19 protein-coding genes and 1 riboswitch are annotated in these 19,034 nt (G+C 69.7%); of the genes, 10 read left to right on the forward strand and 9 right to left on the reverse strand.

The features are described from left to right. Positions 1 to 41: 41 nt before the first annotated feature. Positions 42 to 1,070, forward strand: coding sequence for a LacI family DNA-binding transcriptional regulator (locus OO70_RS39015; protein ID WP_043682628.1), 1,029 nt, complete (start codon positions 42 to 44; stop codon positions 1,068 to 1,070). Between the two features lie 106 nt (positions 1,071 to 1,176). After that, on the forward strand, positions 1,177 to 1,983 hold the full coding sequence (locus OO70_RS39020) for a Cof-type HAD-IIB family hydrolase (RefSeq protein ID WP_043682631.1): 807 nt from the start codon (positions 1,177 to 1,179) through the stop codon (positions 1,981 to 1,983). A gap of 94 nt (positions 1,984 to 2,077) precedes the next feature. Here the strand turns inward: OO70_RS39020 and OO70_RS39025 are convergent, their stop codons facing one another. From OO70_RS39025 to OO70_RS39040, 3 genes are all read right to left on the reverse strand, one after another. After that, positions 2,078 to 2,551: a transglycosylase SLT domain-containing protein gene (locus OO70_RS39025; protein WP_043682632.1), complete on the reverse strand. Its 474-nt coding sequence runs from the start codon at positions 2,549 to 2,551 to the stop codon at positions 2,078 to 2,080. A gap of 3 nt (positions 2,552 to 2,554) precedes the next feature. Continuing rightward, positions 2,555 to 2,715, reverse strand: a riboswitch (cyclic di-AMP (ydaO/yuaA leader). 276 nt (positions 2,716 to 2,991) lie between these two features. Then, positions 2,992 to 4,986: a CocE/NonD family hydrolase gene (locus OO70_RS39035; protein WP_043682636.1), complete on the reverse strand. Its 1,995-nt coding sequence runs from the start codon at positions 4,984 to 4,986 to the stop codon at positions 2,992 to 2,994. 18 nt (positions 4,987 to 5,004) lie between these two features. Next, positions 5,005 to 6,507 (reverse strand): peptide MFS transporter, encoded by a 1,503-nt coding sequence (locus OO70_RS39040; RefSeq protein WP_043682639.1) that lies wholly within the window; start codon positions 6,505 to 6,507, stop codon positions 5,005 to 5,007. A gap of 209 nt (positions 6,508 to 6,716) precedes the next feature. Between OO70_RS39040 and OO70_RS39045 the strand changes: the two genes are divergently transcribed. Next, the gene (locus OO70_RS39045; RefSeq protein ID WP_043682645.1) at positions 6,717 to 7,727 is read left to right on the forward strand and encodes a polyprenyl synthetase family protein; all 1,011 of its coding nucleotides are present in this window, start codon (positions 6,717 to 6,719) and stop codon (positions 7,725 to 7,727) included. A 6-nt stretch (positions 7,728 to 7,733) separates the two neighbouring features. Here the strand turns inward: OO70_RS39045 and OO70_RS39050 are convergent, their stop codons facing one another. Next, complete coding sequence (locus tag OO70_RS39050) at positions 7,734 to 8,258, reverse strand: COG4315 family predicted lipoprotein (protein ID WP_051742024.1); 525 nt, start codon at positions 8,256 to 8,258, stop codon at positions 7,734 to 7,736. Positions 8,259 to 8,571: 313 nt separating this feature from the next. On the opposite strand from OO70_RS39050, the gene OO70_RS39055 reads away from it, so the two are divergent. The 3 genes from OO70_RS39055 to OO70_RS39065 are packed head-to-tail and all read left to right on the forward strand — an operon-like array spanning position 8,572 to position 11,678. Beyond that, positions 8,572 to 9,798: a LolA family protein gene (locus OO70_RS39055; RefSeq protein ID WP_043682648.1), complete on the forward strand. Its 1,227-nt coding sequence runs from the start codon at positions 8,572 to 8,574 to the stop codon at positions 9,796 to 9,798. 37 nt (positions 9,799 to 9,835) lie between these two features. After that, the gene (locus tag OO70_RS39060) at positions 9,836 to 10,819 is read left to right on the forward strand and encodes an ABC transporter ATP-binding protein (protein ID WP_043682651.1); all 984 of its coding nucleotides are present in this window, start codon (positions 9,836 to 9,838) and stop codon (positions 10,817 to 10,819) included. Beyond that, complete coding sequence (locus OO70_RS39065) at positions 10,806 to 11,678, forward strand: ABC transporter permease (RefSeq protein WP_043682654.1); 873 nt, start codon at positions 10,806 to 10,808, stop codon at positions 11,676 to 11,678. Before OO70_RS39060 ends, OO70_RS39065 begins: the two co-directional genes overlap by 14 nt. Before the next feature lie 22 nt (positions 11,679 to 11,700). Here OO70_RS39065 and OO70_RS39070 read toward each other — a convergent pair whose 3' ends face one another. Continuing rightward, positions 11,701 to 12,288 carry a flavodoxin family protein gene (locus OO70_RS39070; protein WP_043682656.1) on the reverse strand — a complete coding sequence of 196 codons (588 nt, stop codon included), beginning with the start codon at positions 12,286 to 12,288 and terminating at the stop codon, positions 11,701 to 11,703. A 118-nt stretch (positions 12,289 to 12,406) separates the two neighbouring features. Further along, entirely contained in the window at positions 12,407 to 12,937 is a 531-nt protein-coding gene (locus OO70_RS39075) for a DUF6668 family protein (RefSeq protein WP_043682659.1), read from the reverse strand. A gap of 207 nt (positions 12,938 to 13,144) precedes the next feature. On the opposite strand from OO70_RS39075, the gene OO70_RS39080 reads away from it, so the two are divergent. Then, the gene (locus OO70_RS39080) at positions 13,145 to 14,674 is read left to right on the forward strand and encodes a hypothetical protein (RefSeq protein ID WP_043682661.1); all 1,530 of its coding nucleotides are present in this window, start codon (positions 13,145 to 13,147) and stop codon (positions 14,672 to 14,674) included. Positions 14,675 to 14,684: 10 nt separating this feature from the next. On the opposite strand, the gene OO70_RS39085 is transcribed toward OO70_RS39080, so the two are convergent. From OO70_RS39085 to OO70_RS39095, 3 genes are all read right to left on the reverse strand, one after another. Further along, a complete protein-coding gene (locus tag OO70_RS39085) occupies positions 14,685 to 15,170 on the reverse strand; it encodes a VOC family protein (RefSeq protein ID WP_043682666.1) in 486 nt (161 codons plus the stop codon). 38 nt (positions 15,171 to 15,208) lie between these two features. Beyond that, a complete protein-coding gene (gene rarD, locus OO70_RS39090) occupies positions 15,209 to 16,183 on the reverse strand; it encodes an EamA family transporter RarD (protein WP_043682668.1) in 975 nt (324 codons plus the stop codon). A 144-nt stretch (positions 16,184 to 16,327) separates the two neighbouring features. Further along, complete coding sequence (locus OO70_RS39095; RefSeq protein WP_043682670.1) at positions 16,328 to 17,182, reverse strand: SDR family oxidoreductase; 855 nt, start codon at positions 17,180 to 17,182, stop codon at positions 16,328 to 16,330. Between the two features lie 89 nt (positions 17,183 to 17,271). Here OO70_RS39095 and OO70_RS39100 point away from each other — a divergent pair, with 89 nt between their 5' ends. The 3 genes from OO70_RS39100 to OO70_RS39110 all read left to right on the forward strand — a co-directional run bounded on the left by OO70_RS39100 (position 17,272) and on the right by OO70_RS39110 (position 19,014). Next, the gene (locus OO70_RS39100) at positions 17,272 to 17,679 is read left to right on the forward strand and encodes a winged helix-turn-helix transcriptional regulator (protein ID WP_043682672.1); all 408 of its coding nucleotides are present in this window, start codon (positions 17,272 to 17,274) and stop codon (positions 17,677 to 17,679) included. 228 nt (positions 17,680 to 17,907) lie between these two features. Further along, complete coding sequence (locus OO70_RS39105) at positions 17,908 to 18,468, forward strand: DUF6082 family protein (RefSeq protein ID WP_043682677.1); 561 nt, start codon at positions 17,908 to 17,910, stop codon at positions 18,466 to 18,468. A gap of 309 nt (positions 18,469 to 18,777) precedes the next feature. Continuing rightward, positions 18,778 to 19,014 (forward strand): hypothetical protein, encoded by a 237-nt coding sequence (locus OO70_RS39110; RefSeq protein WP_043682868.1) that lies wholly within the window; start codon positions 18,778 to 18,780, stop codon positions 19,012 to 19,014. Positions 19,015 to 19,034 lie beyond the last annotated feature (20 nt).

Genomic DNA, 19,034 nt, shown 5'->3' on the forward strand with positions numbered 1-19,034 from the left:
TGAGCTCCAACTCCCCCCACTGAACCGGCAGAACGAGGACCATGGCCACCAGTCCGAACGGACGCCGCAAACCGCCCACCATCCACGACGTGGCCCGGGAGGCAGGGGTCTCCCGGGGGACCGTCTCCCGGTTCCTGAACGGCGGCCACTACGTCTCGCCGGCCGCGCGCACCGCGGTGGAGACGGCGATCAGGAAGACGGGCTACGTCGTCAACCGGCACGCCCGCTCCCTGAGCACCGGACGGTCGGACTCGGTGGCGTTCCTCCTCACCGAGCCGCAGGAGAAGTTCTTCGAGGACCCCAACTTCAATGTCCTGCTGCGGGGTTGCACCGAACACCTGGCCCGCCACGACATCCCCCTGCTCCTGATGCTGGCCTCCTCCAAGGACGACCGCCGCCGCCTCACCCGGTACATCACCTCGGGTCACGTGGACGGCGTACTCCTCGTCTCCAACCACAGCGGCGACCCGGTCGCGGCCGAACTCCGCGACGCCGGCATCCCGTTGGTGGCCTGCGGCAAACCGCTCGGCACCGCTTCCAAGTACAGCTACGTGGCCGCAGCCGACCGGGACGGCGCCCAGGAGATGGTCCGCCACCTCATCTCCCGGGGCAGACGCCGCATCGGCATGGTCACCGGCCCGCTCGACGCCCCCGGCGGCCCCGACCGCCTGGCCGGCTACCGGGACGTCCTCACGGAGGCGGGCCTCCCGCACGACCCGGCGTTGGTGGTGGAGGGCGACTACCGCCGCACGGGAGGCGAGGAGGCAGCCCGCAGACTCCTCACGCAGGCCCCCGACATAGACGCGGTGTTCGTAGCCTCCGACCTCATGGCCCTCGGAGTCGTCAACACCCTCCAGCAATCAGGCCGTTCGGTCCCCGATGACATCGCTGTCGGAGGCTTCGACGACTCGGCGGCGGCCACGGCGATCACCCCTGCCCTCACGACCATGCGCCAGCCCTACGACCGCATCAGCGCCGAAATGGTGCGGATGCTGCTGGCCCAGATCGCCGGAGAGGACACGGCGGGCGTGATCCTGCCGACGGAACTGGTCGTCCGGGAGTCGGCATAAGTGCCGTAACCGTCAAGTCAACCGGAACACGGGTCAACGGATGTGAAGGCAGCAGCCGTCCGGTTCGCGTCGAGTCCGTGGGGCGTTCCATCCGTATTCTCTGATCATGGCCGCACCTCTCGCATATGCACTGATCGCCACCGACCTGGACGGAACGCTGCTGCGCGGCGACGACACGCTCTCCGACCGGTCCCTCGCCGCACTGCGGCGGGTGGCGGCGGCCGGTGCCCGGCACCTCGTCGTCACCGGCCGGCCCGCCCCGAGAGTGCGCCCGCTCCTCGAGGACCTCGGCAGCAGGGGGCTCGCGGTGTGCGGACAGGGCGCGCAGTTGTACGACGCCGGCGCGGACCGTCTGCTCTGGTCGGTCACCCTGGACCGGGAGTTGGCGGAGACCGCGCTCGGCAAGATCGAGGCGGAAGTGGGCCAGGTGTACGCGGCGGTGGACCAGGACGGCGTGGACGGCCTCACGCTCATCGAGCCCGGCTACTTGATGCCGCACCCCACGCTCCCCGCGGTACGGGTCGATCGACGGGACGACCTCTGGGCGGAACCCATCAGCAAGGTGTTGCTCCGTCACCCCGCCCTGGAGGACGACGAGTTGGCGTCCACGGCGCGCTCGGTGGTCGGTTCGCTGGCCTCGGTCACCATGTCGGGCCCCGGCACCGTCGAACTCCAGCCACTCGGCATCACCAAGGCAACGGGCCTCGCCCTGGCCGCCCGCCACTTGGGCCTGACCCCGTCCGACACCATCGCCTTCGGCGACATGCCGAACGACATCCCGATGTTCGACTGGGCAGCACACGGAGTGGCGATGGCCAACGCCCACCCCGAACTAAAGGCGGTGGCGGACGAGGTGACGAAGTCGAACGAGGACGACGGCATCGCCCTGGTACTGGAAAGACTCTTCAGCTGAAACGCCGTCTTTTTTTAGGGGCGCGGGGAACTGCGCGACCAGCCACGACGGCGCTGCAGACAAACAACAACCCGTCGTGACTGGTCCAACGTTTCTAGTAAGCCCCGTACACGTTGTCGATGGAGCCATACACGGCCGCCGCGTAATTGCAGGCCGCGGTGATGTTCGCAACCGGGTCATACGGGTCGTACGCAGTCCCGGAAACGTGATACGCGTTGAACGTCGGGTCGATCACCTGGAGAAGCCCCTTGGACGGCGTACCCGCCGCCGCGTTGGAGTCCCAGTTGTTGATCGCGTACGGGTTACCGGACGACTCACGGATCACGTTCCGGTAGATCCCGTTGTACGTACCCGGAATCCCCTTCTGCGCCATGATCGCGAGCGACTCCCGAATCCACCCGTCAAGGGTGTTGGGGTACCCGGCAAGCGTGGTCGAGGTGGAAGACGTGGTGGCCGCGGACGCGGTGGTCGCACCCACGACGGGCAGGGCGAGGATCGCGACACCGGTACCGGCGACAACGACACGGCGGACAAGGCGGGCGCGGCGGGACTGAGCGGTTGCAGGCATGACGAGGTTCCTCTCCGTCGCCTGCGAGGTGAGCTGTCGGGTTCGGGCTGGGAGGTGCCCGGCCAAGCCCTTGCGGACGTGACTTAACCCCAAGCCGTCCCGGTCGAGATGACCGGTCCGGCGACTTACCTGGTTCCCCCGCTCCTGCCGTGCGAGATGTGTTCGTGGCTGGGATGCCGGGCGGCGGCAGGATTCGGCGTTCCGCTCGACAGGCCGGGAAACTATGCGAGAGCACATGTCCGGAACAAGTGGCGGAATCACACCTAACCCCTATTGACCTTGGTCTGAGGCGTATGGGGCACTTGATCCTTTGCGCGAGCCAAGCTTCAACTGTCAAATGCCGTAAGGGAAAACACGGGCAGACCGGGACACAGGTCATCCACAGAAACGCGTGACCCAACTCACGGGAGGATTAACAACGGCAAATCGGGCATTCATCCTCAACTGGCAGTTCTCGGAATCCTTTTCTCCCAAGTTCGGTGGAAGATCACCTCGCCGCCCTCGGTGCAAATCACCTCGTTAGAGGTAAGAAAGTCCGTTTCGTCGCAAGTAATCTCCGACCGCGTCCGCACGGTCGTGTCCCACCCCAGCTCCGGCCGATGCAGCCGGATCGACCAGTCGGACCGCGTACGGGCCGACAACGGGTCCGACTCGTCGATCGTGTACGTCTCCAGCGCGTCCTCGGTGAACTCGAGCCCGTCCGGATACACGCGCGTGCCGCCGTACCGGGGGTCCACCTCGAGTCGCCACTCGCCCTTCGCCACATCCCGCACGACCAGCCGCTCGGGGCGCGGCTCGTCCAAGGTCGCCGGGAAGTTGACCCCGAGCGGTTCGGCCTCCTCGGGTTCCTCGAAACGAATGCCGGAGGTCAACTCCCGCTCCCGCACGGGGAGTTCGAGCGCGCTGCCCTCCGGGTCCAGCGTGAACCCCGCCGCCGACTCCGGCTGGGGCCAGATCCACGGCCAGTACGCCGACGACACCGCGAGCCGGATGCGATGCCCGGGTGGGAACGCGTGCCCGATGCTGTTCAGCTCGAAGGTCACGTCCTCGGTGGTACCCGGCGTCCACGGCACCGCCCGGTCCCGCCCGTGCCGCGCCGACAGGTTCAGCACACCCCGGGTGACCAGGGTCGAGGCGCCGTCGGGGGCCACATCACAGAGCCGGGCGATGACCTGCCCGCGCTCCACCTCACTCGTCAGCCGCAGCCGTACCCTCGGCCGCCCCAGCACCCACGTCTCGGCCGGCACCTCGAACTCGAAGCACGCCGACCGCGCGTCCTCGTCCCGCTGGTCAGGCGGCAGGTCGGCGTCGTTCCCGAAGGGGAAGAAACGGCCCGCGTCCACACCGGTGTGCATGGGGGAGCGGACCAGCACGGGGGCACCCCGGAGGCCGTACGTCGTCGTCTTCACGTGGGGCGAGGGCCACGCGGGCTCGCCTACCCAGCGGCCGGGCAGCGTGTCGTAGACCGTGGCCGGGGGGTGCGAGTCGCTGACGTAGGCGCGCAGAAGGGGGTCGGCCATCACTCCCGTGTCGATGCCCTTGAGGTGCTGGTCCCACCAGCGGAGCGTCTCCTGGAGGAAGCCGATCGCGGGGCCCGGCGGCAGGCCCCGGTCCGGGTACTGGTGCGACCACGGGCCGATCAAGCCGCGCACGCGGTCCGGCGGGAGGTGTTCGACGAGCCGTAGGACCGTGTCGCGGTACGGGTCGTGCCAGCCGCCCACCGCCAGGACGGCCGCGCTGATCGCGCCGTAGTCCTCGCAGACGCTGCCGTGGCGCCAGTAGTCGTCCCGGATCTGGTGGGCGAGCCAGGTGTGGATGAACGGGTCGATCTGTTCGAGGCGCTTGAGCCACATGTCGCGCCAGACCAGGCCCGCGTACTCGGGGTCCGGCGGGCGGGCGACGAAGGCGAGCATGGTGGCCGCCCAGGCGTGCAGGTCGACCGCGAGGGCGGAACCTCCCATGTAGTGCACGTCGTTGTCGTAGCGGTCGTCCGTCGAGCAGACCGTGACGATCGCCTTGAGCGGCTCGGGTGCGAGGGCCGCGATCTGGAGGGAGTTGAAGCCGCCCCAGGAGATGCCGAACATGCCGACCTTGCCGGTGCACCAGGGCTGCGCGGCAAGCCAGTTGACGACTTCCACGCCGTCCGCGAGTTCCTGTGCGTCGTACTCGTCGCCGGGGGCACCCTCACTGTTGCCGTGCCCGCGCACGTCGACCCGGACGGAGGCGTAGCCGTGGCCCGCGTACCAGGGGTGGCGCTGGGCGTCCCGGGGCGCGGTCCAGTCGGTCAGGCGGTACGGGAGGTATTCGAGGAGCGCCGGTACGGGCTCCTCGGTCAACGGGCGCCACACGCGCGCGTAGAGGCGTGTTCCGTCCGGGAGAGGGATACGGAGGTCCTCGTGAGCCGTCTCGTAGGGGAAGGACGTACGGATGTGCATGAGCGGGACCCCCTTGGTTCAGTGGACCGGATGCATGGTGCGGCGCAGCCACGGCGCGGCGGCCATCACCGCGAGGCCCGCGGCCACCGCGATCGCGCCGTTGACGCCGAAGTAGGCCGGCTTGGAGACGTCGTCGTAGAGCTTCACGGTCTGGGCCTGGATGCCGTTCGCGAGGGCGAGGGACAGGAACCAGAGGGACATGGTCTGGCTGGAGAAGGCGGCCGGGGCGAGCTTCGTGGTGGCGGACATGCCGGAGGTCTCCAGGAGGATGTCGCCGAGGCCGAGCAGGAAGTACGAACCGACGATCCACCAGGCCGACATCCGGTAGGCGTCGCCGCTGTGTCCGCTGGTCGGCAGGACCATCAGCAGGAAGGAGAGGCCGCCGAGGACGACGCCGATCGCGATCTTGTTGGAGGCGTGCGGCTGGCCGCGGCCCATGCGGACCCAGACCGCGGCGACCACGGGCGCGAGCCCGACCTCGAAGGCGCCGAGCGCGCTCGCGTACCAGCTCGCGGGGAAGTCGAAGCCGAGAATGGTCGTCTCGGCGTTCGACGCGGCCAGCAGCATCATCGTCGAATAGGCCTGGAAGAGAATGAAGTTGAAGACCGTGGAGGCCAGGAACAGCACGATGTACGGGCGCAGTCGGCCGCGTTCCTCGGGGGTCACGCGCGGGCTCGTGAACATCACCGTGAAGAAGACGACGGGCGCGATGACCGAGATGACCGTGAGCAGGTCGACGAAGCGGCCCATCGTGAGCCACCCGGCGAGGGCCAGGCCGGTCGCGAGCACGGCGGCCACCAGGATGCCTGCGACGATCAGCCGGACCGCGCGGCGCAGCGCGTCCGGTGCGAGTGCGAACTCCGCGGTGTTCCTGCGACCGGCGAGGTGACGGCGGCCGGCGACGTACTGGACGAGGCCGAAGGTCATGCCGACCGCGGCGGCCGAGAAACCCCAGTGCCAGCCCTTGTGGTCGCCGAGCCAGCCGGTGATCAGCGGGCCCGCGAAGGCGCCGATGTTGATGGCCATGTAGTAGAGCGCGAAACCGGCGTCACGGCGGTCGTCGTCGGTGCGGTACAGCTTGCCGACCATGGTGGCCACGTTGGGCTTGAGCAGGCCGGTGCCGGCGCTGATCAGGCCGAGGCCGACCCAGGTCATCGTGGAGGTCGGGACCGCCATCGCGTAGTGCCCGCAGGCGATGAGGATGCCGCCCCACAGCACCGCGCGGAACGAGCCGAGGATGCGGTCGGCGAGCCAGCCGCCCGCGACCGAGACGAGATAGACCAGCGTTCCGTAGGCTGCGGACACGGACGCGGCCGTTCCGGACGACATGCCCATGCCGCCGTGCGCGACCGAATCCGCGAAGTAGAGGACGAGGATGGCCTGCATGCCGAGGAACGAGAAGCGCTCCCAGACCTCCAGACCGGAGAGCGTGAGCAGGCCCTTGGGCTGGCCGAAGAAGGCGTGGTCGTCCGCGGGAGGCGGCTCGTTGTCGGGCTCGGCTTCCAGTGCGGTTCGGGACACGATCCACTACTTCCGCGTAAGTCGACAAATGTCCGTTCTTATCAGTTGATCAAAAACATACCGGTCGTGATCCGATACCGCCTGGCCTGGACTGGGGTGGGTGGCACCGGTGATCGAAAGCCGACCGGATACGCTGACTTGAGTGATGGCAGCGACCTATCGACAATCCGTGTGACCGCCCAGGGACACCAGCAGACAGGAGACCCCTCGTGACCGTCGTCGGGCCGTTCGGGCTGAGCGTGCGGGACCAGGCTCTGGAAGCCGATGTCCAGGCCGGAATGGCGGCCGTCGAGGAGGGTCTGCTCGAAGCCACCAAGAGCGAGGTCCCCTTCATCACGGAAGCCGCCCAGCACCTCGTGCGCGCGGGCGGGAAGCGCTTCAGGCCGCTCCTCGTCATGCTCGCCGCCCAGTTCGGCGATCCGTACGCGCCGGGTGTCGTGCCCTCGGCCGTCGTCGTCGAGCTGACCCACCTCGCCACGCTGTACCACGACGACGTGATGGACGAGGCGGCCGTGCGCCGGGGCGTGGACAGCGCCAACACCCGCTGGGGCAACTCGGTCGCGGTCCTCACCGGCGACTTTCTCTTCGCGCGCGCGTCGCACACTCTGGCCGACCTCGGCCCCGAAGCGGTGCGCGTGCAGGCAGAGGCGTTCGAACGGCTGGTCACCGGCCAGATCCTGGAGACGGCCGGCCCGTCCGACGGGCGCGACCCGGTCGAGCACTACCTCGACGTGCTCGGCGGCAAGACCGGCTCCCTGGTCGCGGTGGCGTGCCGCTTCGGCTCGATGATGGCCGGCTGCGACGACACGGTCGTGGACGTCCTCACCCAGTACGGCGAGCGGCTCGGCGTCGCCTTCCAACTCGCCGACGACGTCCTGGACATCGCCTCCGACGGCCACGAGTCCGGCAAGACCCCGGGCACGGACCTGCGCGAGGGCATCCCCACGCTGCCGGTGCTGCGGCTGAGGGAGCGGGCGGAGCGTCTCGGCCTCGCCGAGGACATCGCCCTGTGCGAGCTCCTCGACTCCGACCTCACGGACGACGCCCGCCTCGCCGAGGCCCTCTCCCGCCTCCGCACCCACCCCGCCCTGGAACAGGCCCGCCGCGACACCGTCCGCTACGCGGAGGACGCCCGCGCGGCCCTGGCCCCCCTCCCCGAGTGCGACGCGAAGGTCGCCCTCCTGGAGATGTGCGACGCGGTGGTGCACCGCGCGGGCTGAGGCCGGTCAGTAGCCGCTGCCTCCGGTGCTGGAGGCAGCGGCGGTCGCGGCCTTCGCTCCGGTGGGCGTCACCGCCCACCAGGTGCCGTCCACGCCCTGGCCGTAGGCCTCCTTGGGCTCGTCGTCCTTGGCGTACCGGTAGAGGGGCCAGCCGGCCAGGGTGAGCTGGGAGGCCCCGTCGGAGCGCTTCACCGTCGAGACGAGGCTCTTGTCGATGCCCTTGACGGTGACGGAGCCCTTGGCGGTCGCGGCGGGCCAGACCACCGCACAGGTGCCGTAGCAGCTGACCTTCGTCGGATGCGCGGAGTCCGCGTCGAAGCGGTAGAGGACGTACCCCTTGCTGTCGGTGACGACGGTGCCCACCTTGTCGACCTTGGCGGTCATGAGGGTCGTCGACGTGGTGACGGCGGCCGGTGTGCCGGCCGAGCCGTCACTTCCACCGCTGCCGCTGCTTCCGCATCCGGCGAGGGTGAGTGTCAGGATCGCGGCGCCCGTTGCCGCGTATCCGGTGAGGTGCTGGGTGGCGTGCATGGCGACCCCTTCGGTCGATGCGGTGTGCTGCCACCCATATGTACGGATTCGAGACGGTTTCTACTCGATGCCGGTCAACTGCCTTGTGCGGGCGCCCCCTTCCCCTAGGGGTTCGGGGAGGCGCCGCCTCCGTGTGTCATACCCCAGGTGTACGCGGAGTTGGCTCCCGGGTCTGACGCTTATCCCTCGCCGATTTGGTCAGATGGAGAACACGGAAATCACCACTCCTCACCGATTCGGGTGAGAATGGCGGCACAGGGTGGGACGTGCAGAGGACGGACTGGCCGCCGCCGACGACGGAGGTAAGGCAGACATGGCACCGTACGAAACCGACGACAGCACGGACACCGGAGAGCGCGACGAGCTCCGGGCCGGGCGGCGCAGGGCGGCGCGGTACATCGTCCCGGTCACCGTGGTGGGGGTGGCGGCGGCGACCATCGGACTGGTCCCCGCGCTCGCCGACTCCGGCGACCCGAATCTCCCGAAGATCACCGCACAGCAGCTCATCGACAAGGTCGCCAAGTCGGACGTCCAGCAGCTGTCCGGCACCGTGAAGATCAGCACCGACCTGGGCCTGCCCGACCTCGGCGGCCTGGAGAGCAGCATGCTGTCCGGCGCCACGAAGTCCGGCGACGGCTCCTCGGCCGACCCCACCGCCAAGCTCACCGAGCTGGCCACCGGCACCCACACCCTGCGCGTCGCGGCCGACGGCCCCGACAAGCAGAAGGTCTCCCTCCTGGAGAACGCGGCGGAGTACAGCCTCATCCACAACGGCAAGGACGTGTGGGGCTACGACAGCCAGTCGAACGAGGTCTACCACGGCACCACCGCCGCCGACTCCTCGAAGAGCGACGAGACCAGGGCCACGCCCAAGGGCCTCACCGACGAGGCGCTGAAGTCGGTCGACGACACCACCTCGGTCACCGTCGACGGCACCGAGCACGTGGCCGGCCGCGACGCCTACAAGCTGCTGATCAAGCCCAAGCAGTCCGGTACGACGGTCGGCGCGATCAGCATCGCGGTGGACGCGAAGACCGGCCTGCCGCTCAAGTTCACGCTCACCCCGGCGAGCGGCGGCGCGGCCGTCGTCGACGTCGGCTTCACCCAGCTCAGCCTCGCCAAGCCGGCCGCCTCGACGTTCGACTTCAAGGTGCCCAAGGGCGCGAAGGTCACCACGGAGGACAGCGCGAAGAAGGCCACTCCGGACCACTCCGCCCCGTTCGGCAAGAACGACAAGACGGATAAGACGGACAAGGGTCTCGGCAAGGGCGCCGACGATCCCACGGTCCTCGGCAAGGGCTGGAACTCCATCGCCGTCCTCGAGACCGGCGGCCAGGGCATCCCGTCCGGCTCCTCGTCCGGCGGCGGAGACCTCGGCGGCTTCCTCAGCTCGCTCGGCGACCAGGTGAAGGGCTCGTTCGGCTCGGGCACGGTCTACTCGACCCGGCTGATCAACGCCCTGGTCACCGACGACGGCAAGGTGTACGTCGGCGCGGTCACCAAGAGCGCGCTGGTGAAGGCGGCCGACGCCGCGAAGTAGACAAGTACCGTACGGAGACCGGGAATTGAGGGAGCCGATGGACGAACTGTCCGCCACGGAGCCGGAACCACGGCAGGTGGTGGACGCGGGTGACGGCGTCATCGCCACCCGCGGACTCACCAAGCGCTTCCGCGGCGGACAGCTCGCCGTGGACGGTCTCGACCTGACCGTCCCGGCGGACAGCGTCTTCGGCTTCCTCGGCCCGAACGGCTCCGGCAAGACCACCACCATCCGCATGCTGATGGGCCTCATCGAACCCACCTCCGGCACGGCCCGCGTCCTGGGCCGCCCCATGCCGAGATCCGTCCGCACGGTCCTCCCGCACGTCGGCGCCCTGATCGAGGGCCCCGCCCTGTACGGCTTCCTCTCCGGCCGCGACAACCTCCTGCGCTACGACGCCGCCGACCCGACCGCCGACCCACGCACCCGGCGGACCCGCGTCGCCGCCGCCCTCGACCGGGTGGGTCTGACGGCGGCCGCCGGCAAGAAGGCCAAGGCGTACTCCCTGGGCATGAAGCAGCGGCTGGGCCTCGCCTCCGCACTGCTCCAGCCCCGCGACCTGCTCGTCCTGGACGAGCCGACGAACGGCCTCGACCCGCAGGGCATGCGCGAAATCCGTTCCCTGATCCGGGAGTTGGCGTCCGACGGCACGACGGTCTTCCTCTCCTCCCACCTCCTCGACGAGATCGAGCAGGTCTGCACCCACGCGGCGGTGATGGCCCAGGGCAAGCTGATCACCCAGGGTTCGGTCGCCGAGCTGGCGGCGGGCACGAGAGGCCGGCTGTTCGTGACGACGCCCGACACGGGGGACGCGGCACGGGTACTGAAGGAACAGGGGCTGGCCGACGTGGTCGTAGCCGAGGAACGGGTGACGGCCGAGCCGCCGGACCGTGAACTGGCCGAGCTGAACGCGGCGTTGGTGACCGCCGGAGTCCGCGTCCGCGGCTTCGGGGTCGAACGGGCCTCGCTGGAGGACGCGTTCGTGGCGCTCACGGGGGAGGGCTTCGATGTCGCAGGCTGAAGTACTCCGCAGAGTCAGCCCGTTGTGGACCTTCGGACTGCTGCGCAGCGAGCTGGTGACCACCTTCCGCCGCTGGCGCACGCTCGCGCTGCTCGGTGTGCTGGCCGCCGTGCCGATCCTGGTCGGTATCGCGGTCAAGCTGGAGACGCAGGACGGGGCGGGGCCCGGGCGCGGGGACGGCGGCGGAGGACCGGCGTTCATCGCGCAGATCACCAACAACGGCCTGTTCCTGGTGTTCACGGCACTCGCCGCGACCCTCCCCTTCTTCCTCCCCATGGCCATCGGCGTCGTCGCGGGCGACGCGATCGCGGGCGAGGCGAGCGGCGGCACCCTGCGCTACCTCCTGGTGGCCCCGGCCGGCCGCACCCGCCTGCTGCTCACCAAGTACGCGACGGTGATGACGTTCTGCGTGGTGGCGACCCTGGTCGTGGCGCTCTCGGCGCTGACGGTCGGGGCGTTGCTGTTCCCCCTGGGTGACCTGACGACGATCTCCGGCACCCAGATCAGCTTCACGGAAGGCCTGGGCCGGGCGCTGCTGATCGCGCTGGTGGTGGCCGCGTCACTGACCGGCATAGCGGCCCTGGGCCTGTTCATCTCGACGATGACGAGCAGCGGCATCGCGGCGATGGCGACGACCGTGGGCCTGCTGATCACCGTCCAGATCCTCGACCAGATCCCCCAACTGCACGCGCTCCAGCCGTACTTCTTCTCCCACTACTGGCTGTCCTTCGCCGACCTCATGCGCGAACCGGTCTACTGGGACGACCTGGTGAAGAACCTCGGTTTGCAGGCCCTGTACGTGGCGGTGTTCGGGTCGGCGGCATGGGCGAGGTTCACGGCGAAGGACATCACGGCGTAGGACAGCACGGCGTAGGGATCGCTCAGTTTCCGGGCTCGTGCGGGAAGCGGGCGAGAGCGGGTTCCTGCGCGAAGAACGTCTTCGCGCGGGACAGCGCCCGCGAGTCCTTCAGTACGTCGCCGCGTGCGCTGCCGTTGCCGAGCAGGACCCCGCCGAAGCGCATCTTCATGTACGCGGCCGAGTTGTTGAGCGAGCCGATCACCGGGTCGGCGACCGCCTCTTCCTCTTCGGCGAGGACGGAGACGCCCCAGAGGGTGCGGTCGGCCAGCGTCGCCTTGAAGTCGGCGCCGGGGACGCGCAGCCAGTCGGACCAGTAGTCCAGGTAGCGCTTGGTGAGGCCGGAGAGCGAGTACCAGTAGACCGGCGAGGCGATCACGATGTCCGTCGCGGCCAGGGTGGCGTCGAGGAGCTGCTGGACGTTCTCGTTCATGGGCGCCCGGACGGGACCGTCGTGCCGGATGTCCACGAAGTCGGGGAGCGGGTGGTCGGCGAGGCGTATCCACTGCTGCTCGACGTCCGAGGGGAGCTGTTCGGCGGCCCGGCGGGCGAGGAGCTCGGTGTTGCCCTCGGTGCGGGCGCTGCCCAGCACGAAGAGGAAACGGCGGGTCATGGGTCCCCCAGGTTCAGTCAGGTTTGATCGGCGCGCGGTGATTACAAGCATCTGCATTATATGCGCGCGCAATCATCTGTCCATGGGGTGCCTGGTCAGGGGATCTGTGCGTGGGGCGTCAGCGAGAGTGCCGGGCCGCGCCCGTGAGCCTGGCCAGCGTCTCCGTCTCGCGGGGCGGCTCGCCGGTCAGGTCGCCGATGCGCCAGGCCGGTACCCACGGCACCCGGTACACGTCGATCACCGACTCGACGGCCTTGACGTGCGCGGCGAGCTGCCGAGGCAGGCGCCCCGGCGCGTCCGCGACCAGCACGACCGCGTCGAGGTCGAGCCCCGCCGGTGCCGCACCGCGCCGGAAGATCTCCAGGGCGCGGGAGACGGAGGCCAGCCCGGCCGCGTGCGTGCGGGCGACGAGCAGCACCGACGGCGGGTCCTCGGGGCCGGGCCAGTCGCGTCCGCAGTCCTGGCCGCCGTAGACGGAGGTGAGGGTGGTGACGCCGGCGCCGCCGTGGGTGGCGACCCAGGAGAAACGGCGCGGGCCGGCGGGGATACTGGAGGGGCGCCCGGGCGCCTGCGGTGTCCCGGTGTGTGGACCGTCGTCCACCGGTCCACGGAGCCAGATCTCCGGCCCCTGCCGTCCACCTGTCTGCATGACCGAGCTCCTCCCTCGTGGCCCCGCCGCATCCTCACGGCATCCGAAAGGGCGCGCGACGGAACAGGGAACTCCTGGGACGAGGCTGTGACGTCGCGGTGACCTGAGAACCTGAAGGGAACGGCGAGACTCAACAGTACGCGTACGAACGGATCTTGACGCGGGGAGCGCCGGCCGACTCCCCGACGCATGCGAGTGAGGGAACCGATGACTCGACTCAGCCGCGAGCAGAAGCGGGAACAGAAGCGAGCCGCACGCTCGGCACCCGCGGCGTCACCCTTCGAGGTACGGGTACCCGTGGACGGCCCGGGCGCGGGCGGCGCGTCGATCGGCGGCGTGCCGGTCGCGGTGCCTCCCGGCGAGGAGATCCAGCACGTGGTCCTGAGCCACCTCCACCGCATCGCCACGGCCACCGGCCACCCCGTCCACGCCACGATCCACGACGACCGCATCGGGTACGTCGTGCCGCTGCAGATCGACCCGGACGGCTCCAGCCACTTCTCGGCGGAGCCGGTGGCGATGGGGGCGGTGACGACGGAGGCGGTGGCGATGGAGGCGGCGACCGGTTTTCCGCCGCCGCCCGCGCTGCCGCCCGCGGCGCCCGCAGCGGTCGTGGACGTCGCCGGCGTAGAGGTCGCAGGGGTCGCAGAGGTCGTAGAAGCGGAACGGCGTCCCGAGTCGCAGCCGGAACCCGAGGAGGACCGGCGTCCGAGTGGTGACCCCGTGACGCATCGGCTGCGGGCGGTCGCGGAGTCGGCGGGGGAGGTGGTTCCGACCTTCCCGTTGCGGGCGGTGCCCGAGGCGGCGGGGGAGTCGGTACCGACGTTCCCGCTGCACGCCGTGCCGGAATCGGCGCAGGGCGGTGTGCCGCTCGGCTCGGTGCAGCCGCCGACGGGGGCGTTCGGGCCGCCGCCGAGCATGGACGGGTCGCCGGTCGCGGACGCGAGGCCGGTCGCGGATGTACCGCCGGTCGTGGACACGAGGTCGGCGGCGACGGACGTAGCGGAGACCGCGTACGCGCCCGGGACGCCGTACGGCCCGGAGGCTACGCTCGCCCCGGACTCGGGGCGCTTCCAGCCCGCGCCCCCGGCTCCCCTCCGGGACGGGTACGGACCGGCGGCCCCGCCGCCCGCCGCCCCCCGCCCCGCACCTCTCCCCATCCCCGACCTCGCCCTCACCGCACCGGAGCCGGATCCCAAGCCGACGCCCGCCCGTGGGTTCGACGCCGTGGCCGAGGCCGTGCTCGGGGACGAACCGATGGCGACCGACGGGGAGGGCACCGCGTTTCTCGTGGAGCCGATGGGACGGATCAACGAGGCCGTGAAGGCGGGGCGGATCGAGGAGGCGGCGGGGCTCGCGGAGCGGACCGTGGACGAGGCGGCGGGCGGGCTCGGGCCCGAGCACCCCGAAGTGCTGCGGCTGCGTGAACTCACCGCCTACATCGCCTACTTGGCCGGTGACCCGCTGCGCTCCTTCCACCTCTCCCTCGACCTCGCCGGCATCCGCCACCGCGCCCGCGACGCGGAGGCCGCCTACGGCAACGTGCAGAGCGCGGCCACCGCCTGGCGTGCCGTACGCGACCCGGAACAGGGCCTGGCCCTCGGCCGTGCCCTGATCGACCTGTGGACCGAACTCGCCACCGAGGAAGGCCCCGCGGCCGAGGACATAGAGCAACTGGAGTCCGCCCGCGCCCGCATGGGCCGCCTGACCGAACGCGCCCGCAGGTCCACCGGCTGAGCCCTGTCGGCTACGCCACGCAGAACTCGTTGCCCTCGGGGTCCGCCATCACCACCCACGCGCCGGCGGGCTCCGACACCCGGCGCAGCACGCTCGCCCCCAGCGCGGTCAGCCGTTCCACCTCGGCGTCCCGCCGTCCCTCGCCCGGGTGCAGATCGAGGTGCAGCCGGTTCTTGACGGTCTTCGCCTCCGGCACCCGCTGGAACAGCACCCGCCGTCCCAGCCCGGTGCCGCGTTCCTTGTCGTAGGGGTCGTCGGGATGCCGTACGGCGATCAGGTCACGGAAGGCCGGGCGGCCGTGGAAGTCGACGGTCGCGGCGGCGGGCAACGCGCCCAGTTCCAGGAGCTGTTGGACGAGCGCGCTGTTGTCCTCGGCCTCGTAGTGGAGCGCGGCGGCCCAGAAGTCGGCCTGCGCGTGCGGGTCGGCGGCGTCGATGACGAGCTTCCAGTGGAGGGGGGTGGGAGTGCCGCCTTTCGGCGCGGGTGTCTGTGTCATGGCACTCACTCTGGCACCGGTGCGACGCGGTCGCGGGGCTATGCCTCGACCGGGTCGACAGGGTTCGTACGCGCAGTCGCGGTCTTGTCGAGCAGGACCGCCGCTGCCGCTGCCGCCCTGCCCCTGCGTGCCGTGCGCCACGCGTCCGTCGTCAGGAGGACGAGCGCGAGCCACACCAGGGCGAAGCCCGCCCATCGTGCGGGCGGCATCGACTCGTGGAAGTAGAAGATGCCGAGCAGGAACTGGAAGACCGGCGCCATGTACTGCAACAGCCCCAGCGTCGACAACGGCACCCGTATCGCGGCCGCGCCGAAGCAGACGAGGGGGAGGGCGGTGACGATGCCGGTGGAGGCGAGGAGCGTGGCGTGTCCGGCGCCCTCGGTCGCGAAGGTCAGGTCGCCGTGGGAGTTCAGCCACAGCAGGTAGCCGAGCGCGGGCAGGAACTGGACCGCGGTCTCGGCGGCCAGCGACTCGATACCGCCGAGGTTGACCTTCTTCTTCACCAGGCCGTAGGTCGCGAAGGAGAAGGCGAGGCAGAGGGAGATCCACGGCGGCTGTCCGTAGCCGACGGTCAGGACGAGCACGGCGGCGAGGCCGACGCCGACCGCGGCCCACTGCGCCGGGCGCAGCCGTTCCTTCAGGAGCAGGACGCCCATCGCGATGGTGACGAGGGGGTTGATGAAGTAGCCGAGGGAGGCCTCGACGACGTGGCCGCTGTTCACGGCCCAGATGTAGACGCCCCAGTTGACGGTGATGAAGGCCGCGGCGATCGTCACGAGCGCCAACTTGCGTGGCTGGCGCAGCAGTTCACCGGCCCAGGCCCAGCGCCGGACCACGAGGAGCGCGACGGCGACGAAGGCGAGCGACCACACCATCCGGTGGGCGAGGATCTCGGTGGCGCTCGCGGGCTTGAGCAGCGGCCAGAAGAGTGGGACCAGGCCCCACATGCCGTATGCCGCGAAGCCGTTCAGCAGACCTGTCCGGTGCTGTTCGCCCTTCGGCTTCCCGCTCACGGGCCCCTCCTTCACACGCGCGCCCGACTGCGTCCGCGCAGCCAGCACGAAGGTAGCGCCGGGTGCCCCCGCGTGTCATGCCCGTATCGCCATACGGTCATGACGCGCGGGGATGGGAGACGTCCCCGGGCTTTTTTTGGGGTATCAGCCCTTGAGTGCGAGGGCGATCGACTCGGAGATCGGCGTCGTGGGGCGGCCGGCCAGGCGGGAGAGGTCGCCGGTGGAGACGATCAGCTCGCCCTTCTCGATGGAGGCGTCGACGCCGACGAGGATCGCGGCGAACGGCTCGGGCAGTCCGGCGCCGGTGAGGATGCCGAGGAGAGCCTCGCCGGGAACGTTGTTGTAGGCGATCTCCTTGCCGGTCTGCCGGCTCAGCTCGGCCGCGTACTCGGCCAGGCTCCACGCCTCGTCGCCGCCCAGCTCGTACGTCTGGTTCTCGTGGCCCTCGCCGGTCAGTACGCCGACGGCGGCAGCGGCGTAGTCGGCGCGGGTGGCGGAGGAGATCCGGCCGTCACCGGCGGCGGCCACGACGGCGTTGTGCTCCAGGACCGGGGCCAGGTTCTCGGTGTAGTTCTCGTTGTACCAGCCGTTACGGAGCAGGGTGTACGGCAGTCCGGAGGCCAGCAGGGCCTCCTCGGTGCCGCGGTGGTCGTCGGCCAGGGCGGCGGTGAGGGTGCCGGGGGCGCTGGTGTAGGCGAGGAGCGCCACACCGGCGGCCTTGGCGGCCGCGAAGACGACCTTGTGCTGCTCGACCCGGCCCTTGTCGAACTCGTTGCCGGAGATCAGCAGCACCTTGTCGCCGGCGGCGAAGACGGTGTCGAAGGTCTCCGGGGTGTTGTAGTCCGCGACCACGATCTTCACCCCGCGGTCCGCGAAGTCGGCGGCCTTCTCCGGGGTGCGGACGACGGCGGTGATCTGGTCGGCCGGAACCTTCTCCAGCAACTGCTCCACTACGTGACGGCCGAGGTGTCCGGTGGCTCCGGTGACGACGATGCTCATGGTGACAACTCCTTGTGGGGTGCGATGGCACTAACCCTAGGGGGTGCGCTAACTCCAGGAAAGTACCCACTTTGAAGTAAGGTACTGTCATGGCAGTAAGCAGCGAGGTGGCGAGCAAGAGTGACGCGCGCGAGGTGATGTGCCCGTACCGCCAGGTCCTGGAACACGTCACATCCCGCTGGGGCGTCCTGGTCCTGATCGAACTCCTCGACCACCCGCACCGCTTCAGCGAACTCCGCCGGGCGGTCGGCCAGGTGCGGCAGGTGAGCGAGAAGATGCTGGCCCAGACACTCCAGACCCTGGAACGAGACGGCTTCGTCCACCGCGACGCCAAGCCGGTGATCCCGCCCCGGGTGGACTACTCCCTGACCGACCTGGGCCGCGAGGCGGCGGAACAGGTGCGGGGGCTGGCTCTGTGGTCGGAGGCGCGGATGGGGGAGGTGGAGAAGGCGCGGGAGGTTTATGACGCGGGGAAGAGGGGCTCTGAGCAGGAGTGATGCATTGCGTGGTGGGTGACTGAAGGCATGTACACGGCGCCAGGGGGCACACATATGTCAGGGCGTTGGTCGACATGCGAGACACGTCCATCCATGCGCCCCCTCTCCGCCTCCCGCGCCGACTTGAGTCGCCGGGCACGCTGGATGCGGAGTGCCACGCCCACCGTGCGCCGACCCGCGATGCCACCGTGTGGCGCATGGTCACCTGATCCAGGGGGACACCTTGACATGGCCACACAGAATCAGGCCGGCCGCGGTAGGAGTATCGGTTCTGCTGTCGCGACGGGACTCGGCCTGATGCGAGCCCGCTTGGCCCGGGGCTCCCGTCGTCGGCGTCAGGAGGACATCCTGCTGGAACTGCTCGGCCAGCTGACCCTGATGACCGAGGAGATACACAGGGCGAACCTGATCCAGCAGTACCGGTTGACCCTGGATCAGATGGACCGGGCCATCGACGATCCGGCGCTGGCCGACGCGGGGAGCACGCTGACGGGGATCCCGGTGGCCAAGCGTCGGCAGATGATCTTCGTAAACCGGGAGTACGGAAATCTGCTGATGGCTCATCGGGTCGGGGTGTGCGACTGGGACGAACTGCTCGGTCATCTGCGGGTGTTGTGCCGCAACAAGCTGTTCGCCGAGTACTGGGACCGCACGATCGAGCATCGCCGATCCCTGCCCGCGGACTCGACGGAGGCGAGGGTCGGTGCGGTCGTCGACGTGATGATCGAGGAGTTGGGCGATGATCCGGAGGAGTGGTGGATCGTGGGTCCCGGTGACACCCCTCGGTGACACCCTGTGTGATATCGACTTGCAGACAGGGCCAGAAGTGAGTGGATTTGCCGACATAGTTACGCGCCGTTACGAATTCTCGCGCTCTTGTGGCAATGTGTTACTGGTCTGCCAGGCCGGGGTGTGACGCCCGCGCCTGACGCGGAAGGACCCCTCATGTCTGCCGACACTTCGTCAGATTCAGTGGTCCTTCTCCGCTGCGTGCTGATCCTGCTCTGTCGCTCGGCGGCCACGTTCGTGTGCCGCCGCGTCGACACGTCCGGGACGCCCGGGTGAGAAGGGGGTGACAGAGGGAGCCCGCAGGTGTCATTGAGCATCGTCCGTCGTCTCGGAGATCCGCCCAAGCTGCGAGGCAGCCAAACGATGGAGACCTGTCCGGACATCTTCGAACTGAGTGACGGCACCTTCGCCGTCATGGGTACCGAAGCCACCGCGGACCTGGACTCCCTCCTCCCCCCGGACGCTGCCCGTGCCGACTACGAGCGCATCGTGATCATCAGCCGCGAGACCCTTCTCCGTGCCAAGCGGGACATCCCCGACGCCTGACGTGGACAGACAAGAAGGCC

Origin of the sequence: Streptomyces xylophagus (assembly GCF_000716435.1) — a bacterium.
GTDB classification, from domain to species: domain Bacteria; phylum Actinomycetota; class Actinomycetes; order Streptomycetales; family Streptomycetaceae; genus Streptomyces; species Streptomyces xylophagus.

What these genes read in the sequence shown, in the direction of transcription:
- OO70_RS39085 (WP_043682666.1), bottom strand. Translation starts at nt 15,170, where the DNA reads ATGACACAGACACCCGCGCCGAAAGGCGGCACTCCCACCCCCCTCCAC.
- OO70_RS39060 (WP_043682651.1), top strand. Translation starts at nt 9,836, where the DNA reads ATGGACGAACTGTCCGCCACGGAGCCGGAACCACGGCAGGTGGTGGAC.
- OO70_RS39025 (WP_043682632.1), bottom strand. Translation starts at nt 2,551, where the DNA reads ATGCCTGCAACCGCTCAGTCCCGCCGCGCCCGCCTTGTCCGCCGTGTC.
- OO70_RS39095 (WP_043682670.1), bottom strand. Translation starts at nt 17,182, where the DNA reads ATGAGCATCGTCGTCACCGGAGCCACCGGACACCTCGGCCGTCACGTA.
- OO70_RS39050 (WP_051742024.1), bottom strand. Translation starts at nt 8,258, where the DNA reads ATGCACGCCACCCAGCACCTCACCGGATACGCGGCAACGGGCGCCGCG.
- OO70_RS39105 (WP_043682677.1), top strand. Translation starts at nt 17,908, where the DNA reads ATGGCCACACAGAATCAGGCCGGCCGCGGTAGGAGTATCGGTTCTGCT.
- OO70_RS39065 (WP_043682654.1), top strand. Translation starts at nt 10,806, where the DNA reads ATGTCGCAGGCTGAAGTACTCCGCAGAGTCAGCCCGTTGTGGACCTTC.
- OO70_RS39020 (WP_043682631.1), top strand. Translation starts at nt 1,177, where the DNA reads ATGGCCGCACCTCTCGCATATGCACTGATCGCCACCGACCTGGACGGA.
- OO70_RS39015 (WP_043682628.1), top strand. Translation starts at nt 42, where the DNA reads ATGGCCACCAGTCCGAACGGACGCCGCAAACCGCCCACCATCCACGAC.
- OO70_RS39075 (WP_043682659.1), bottom strand. Translation starts at nt 12,937, where the DNA reads ATGCAGACAGGTGGACGGCAGGGGCCGGAGATCTGGCTCCGTGGACCG.
- OO70_RS39070 (WP_043682656.1), bottom strand. Translation starts at nt 12,288, where the DNA reads ATGACCCGCCGTTTCCTCTTCGTGCTGGGCAGCGCCCGCACCGAGGGC.
- OO70_RS39055 (WP_043682648.1), top strand. Translation starts at nt 8,572, where the DNA reads ATGGCACCGTACGAAACCGACGACAGCACGGACACCGGAGAGCGCGAC.
- OO70_RS39100 (WP_043682672.1), top strand. Translation starts at nt 17,272, where the DNA reads ATGGCAGTAAGCAGCGAGGTGGCGAGCAAGAGTGACGCGCGCGAGGTG.
- OO70_RS39080 (WP_043682661.1), top strand. Translation starts at nt 13,145, where the DNA reads ATGACTCGACTCAGCCGCGAGCAGAAGCGGGAACAGAAGCGAGCCGCA.
- OO70_RS39035 (WP_043682636.1), bottom strand. Translation starts at nt 4,986, where the DNA reads ATGCACATCCGTACGTCCTTCCCCTACGAGACGGCTCACGAGGACCTC.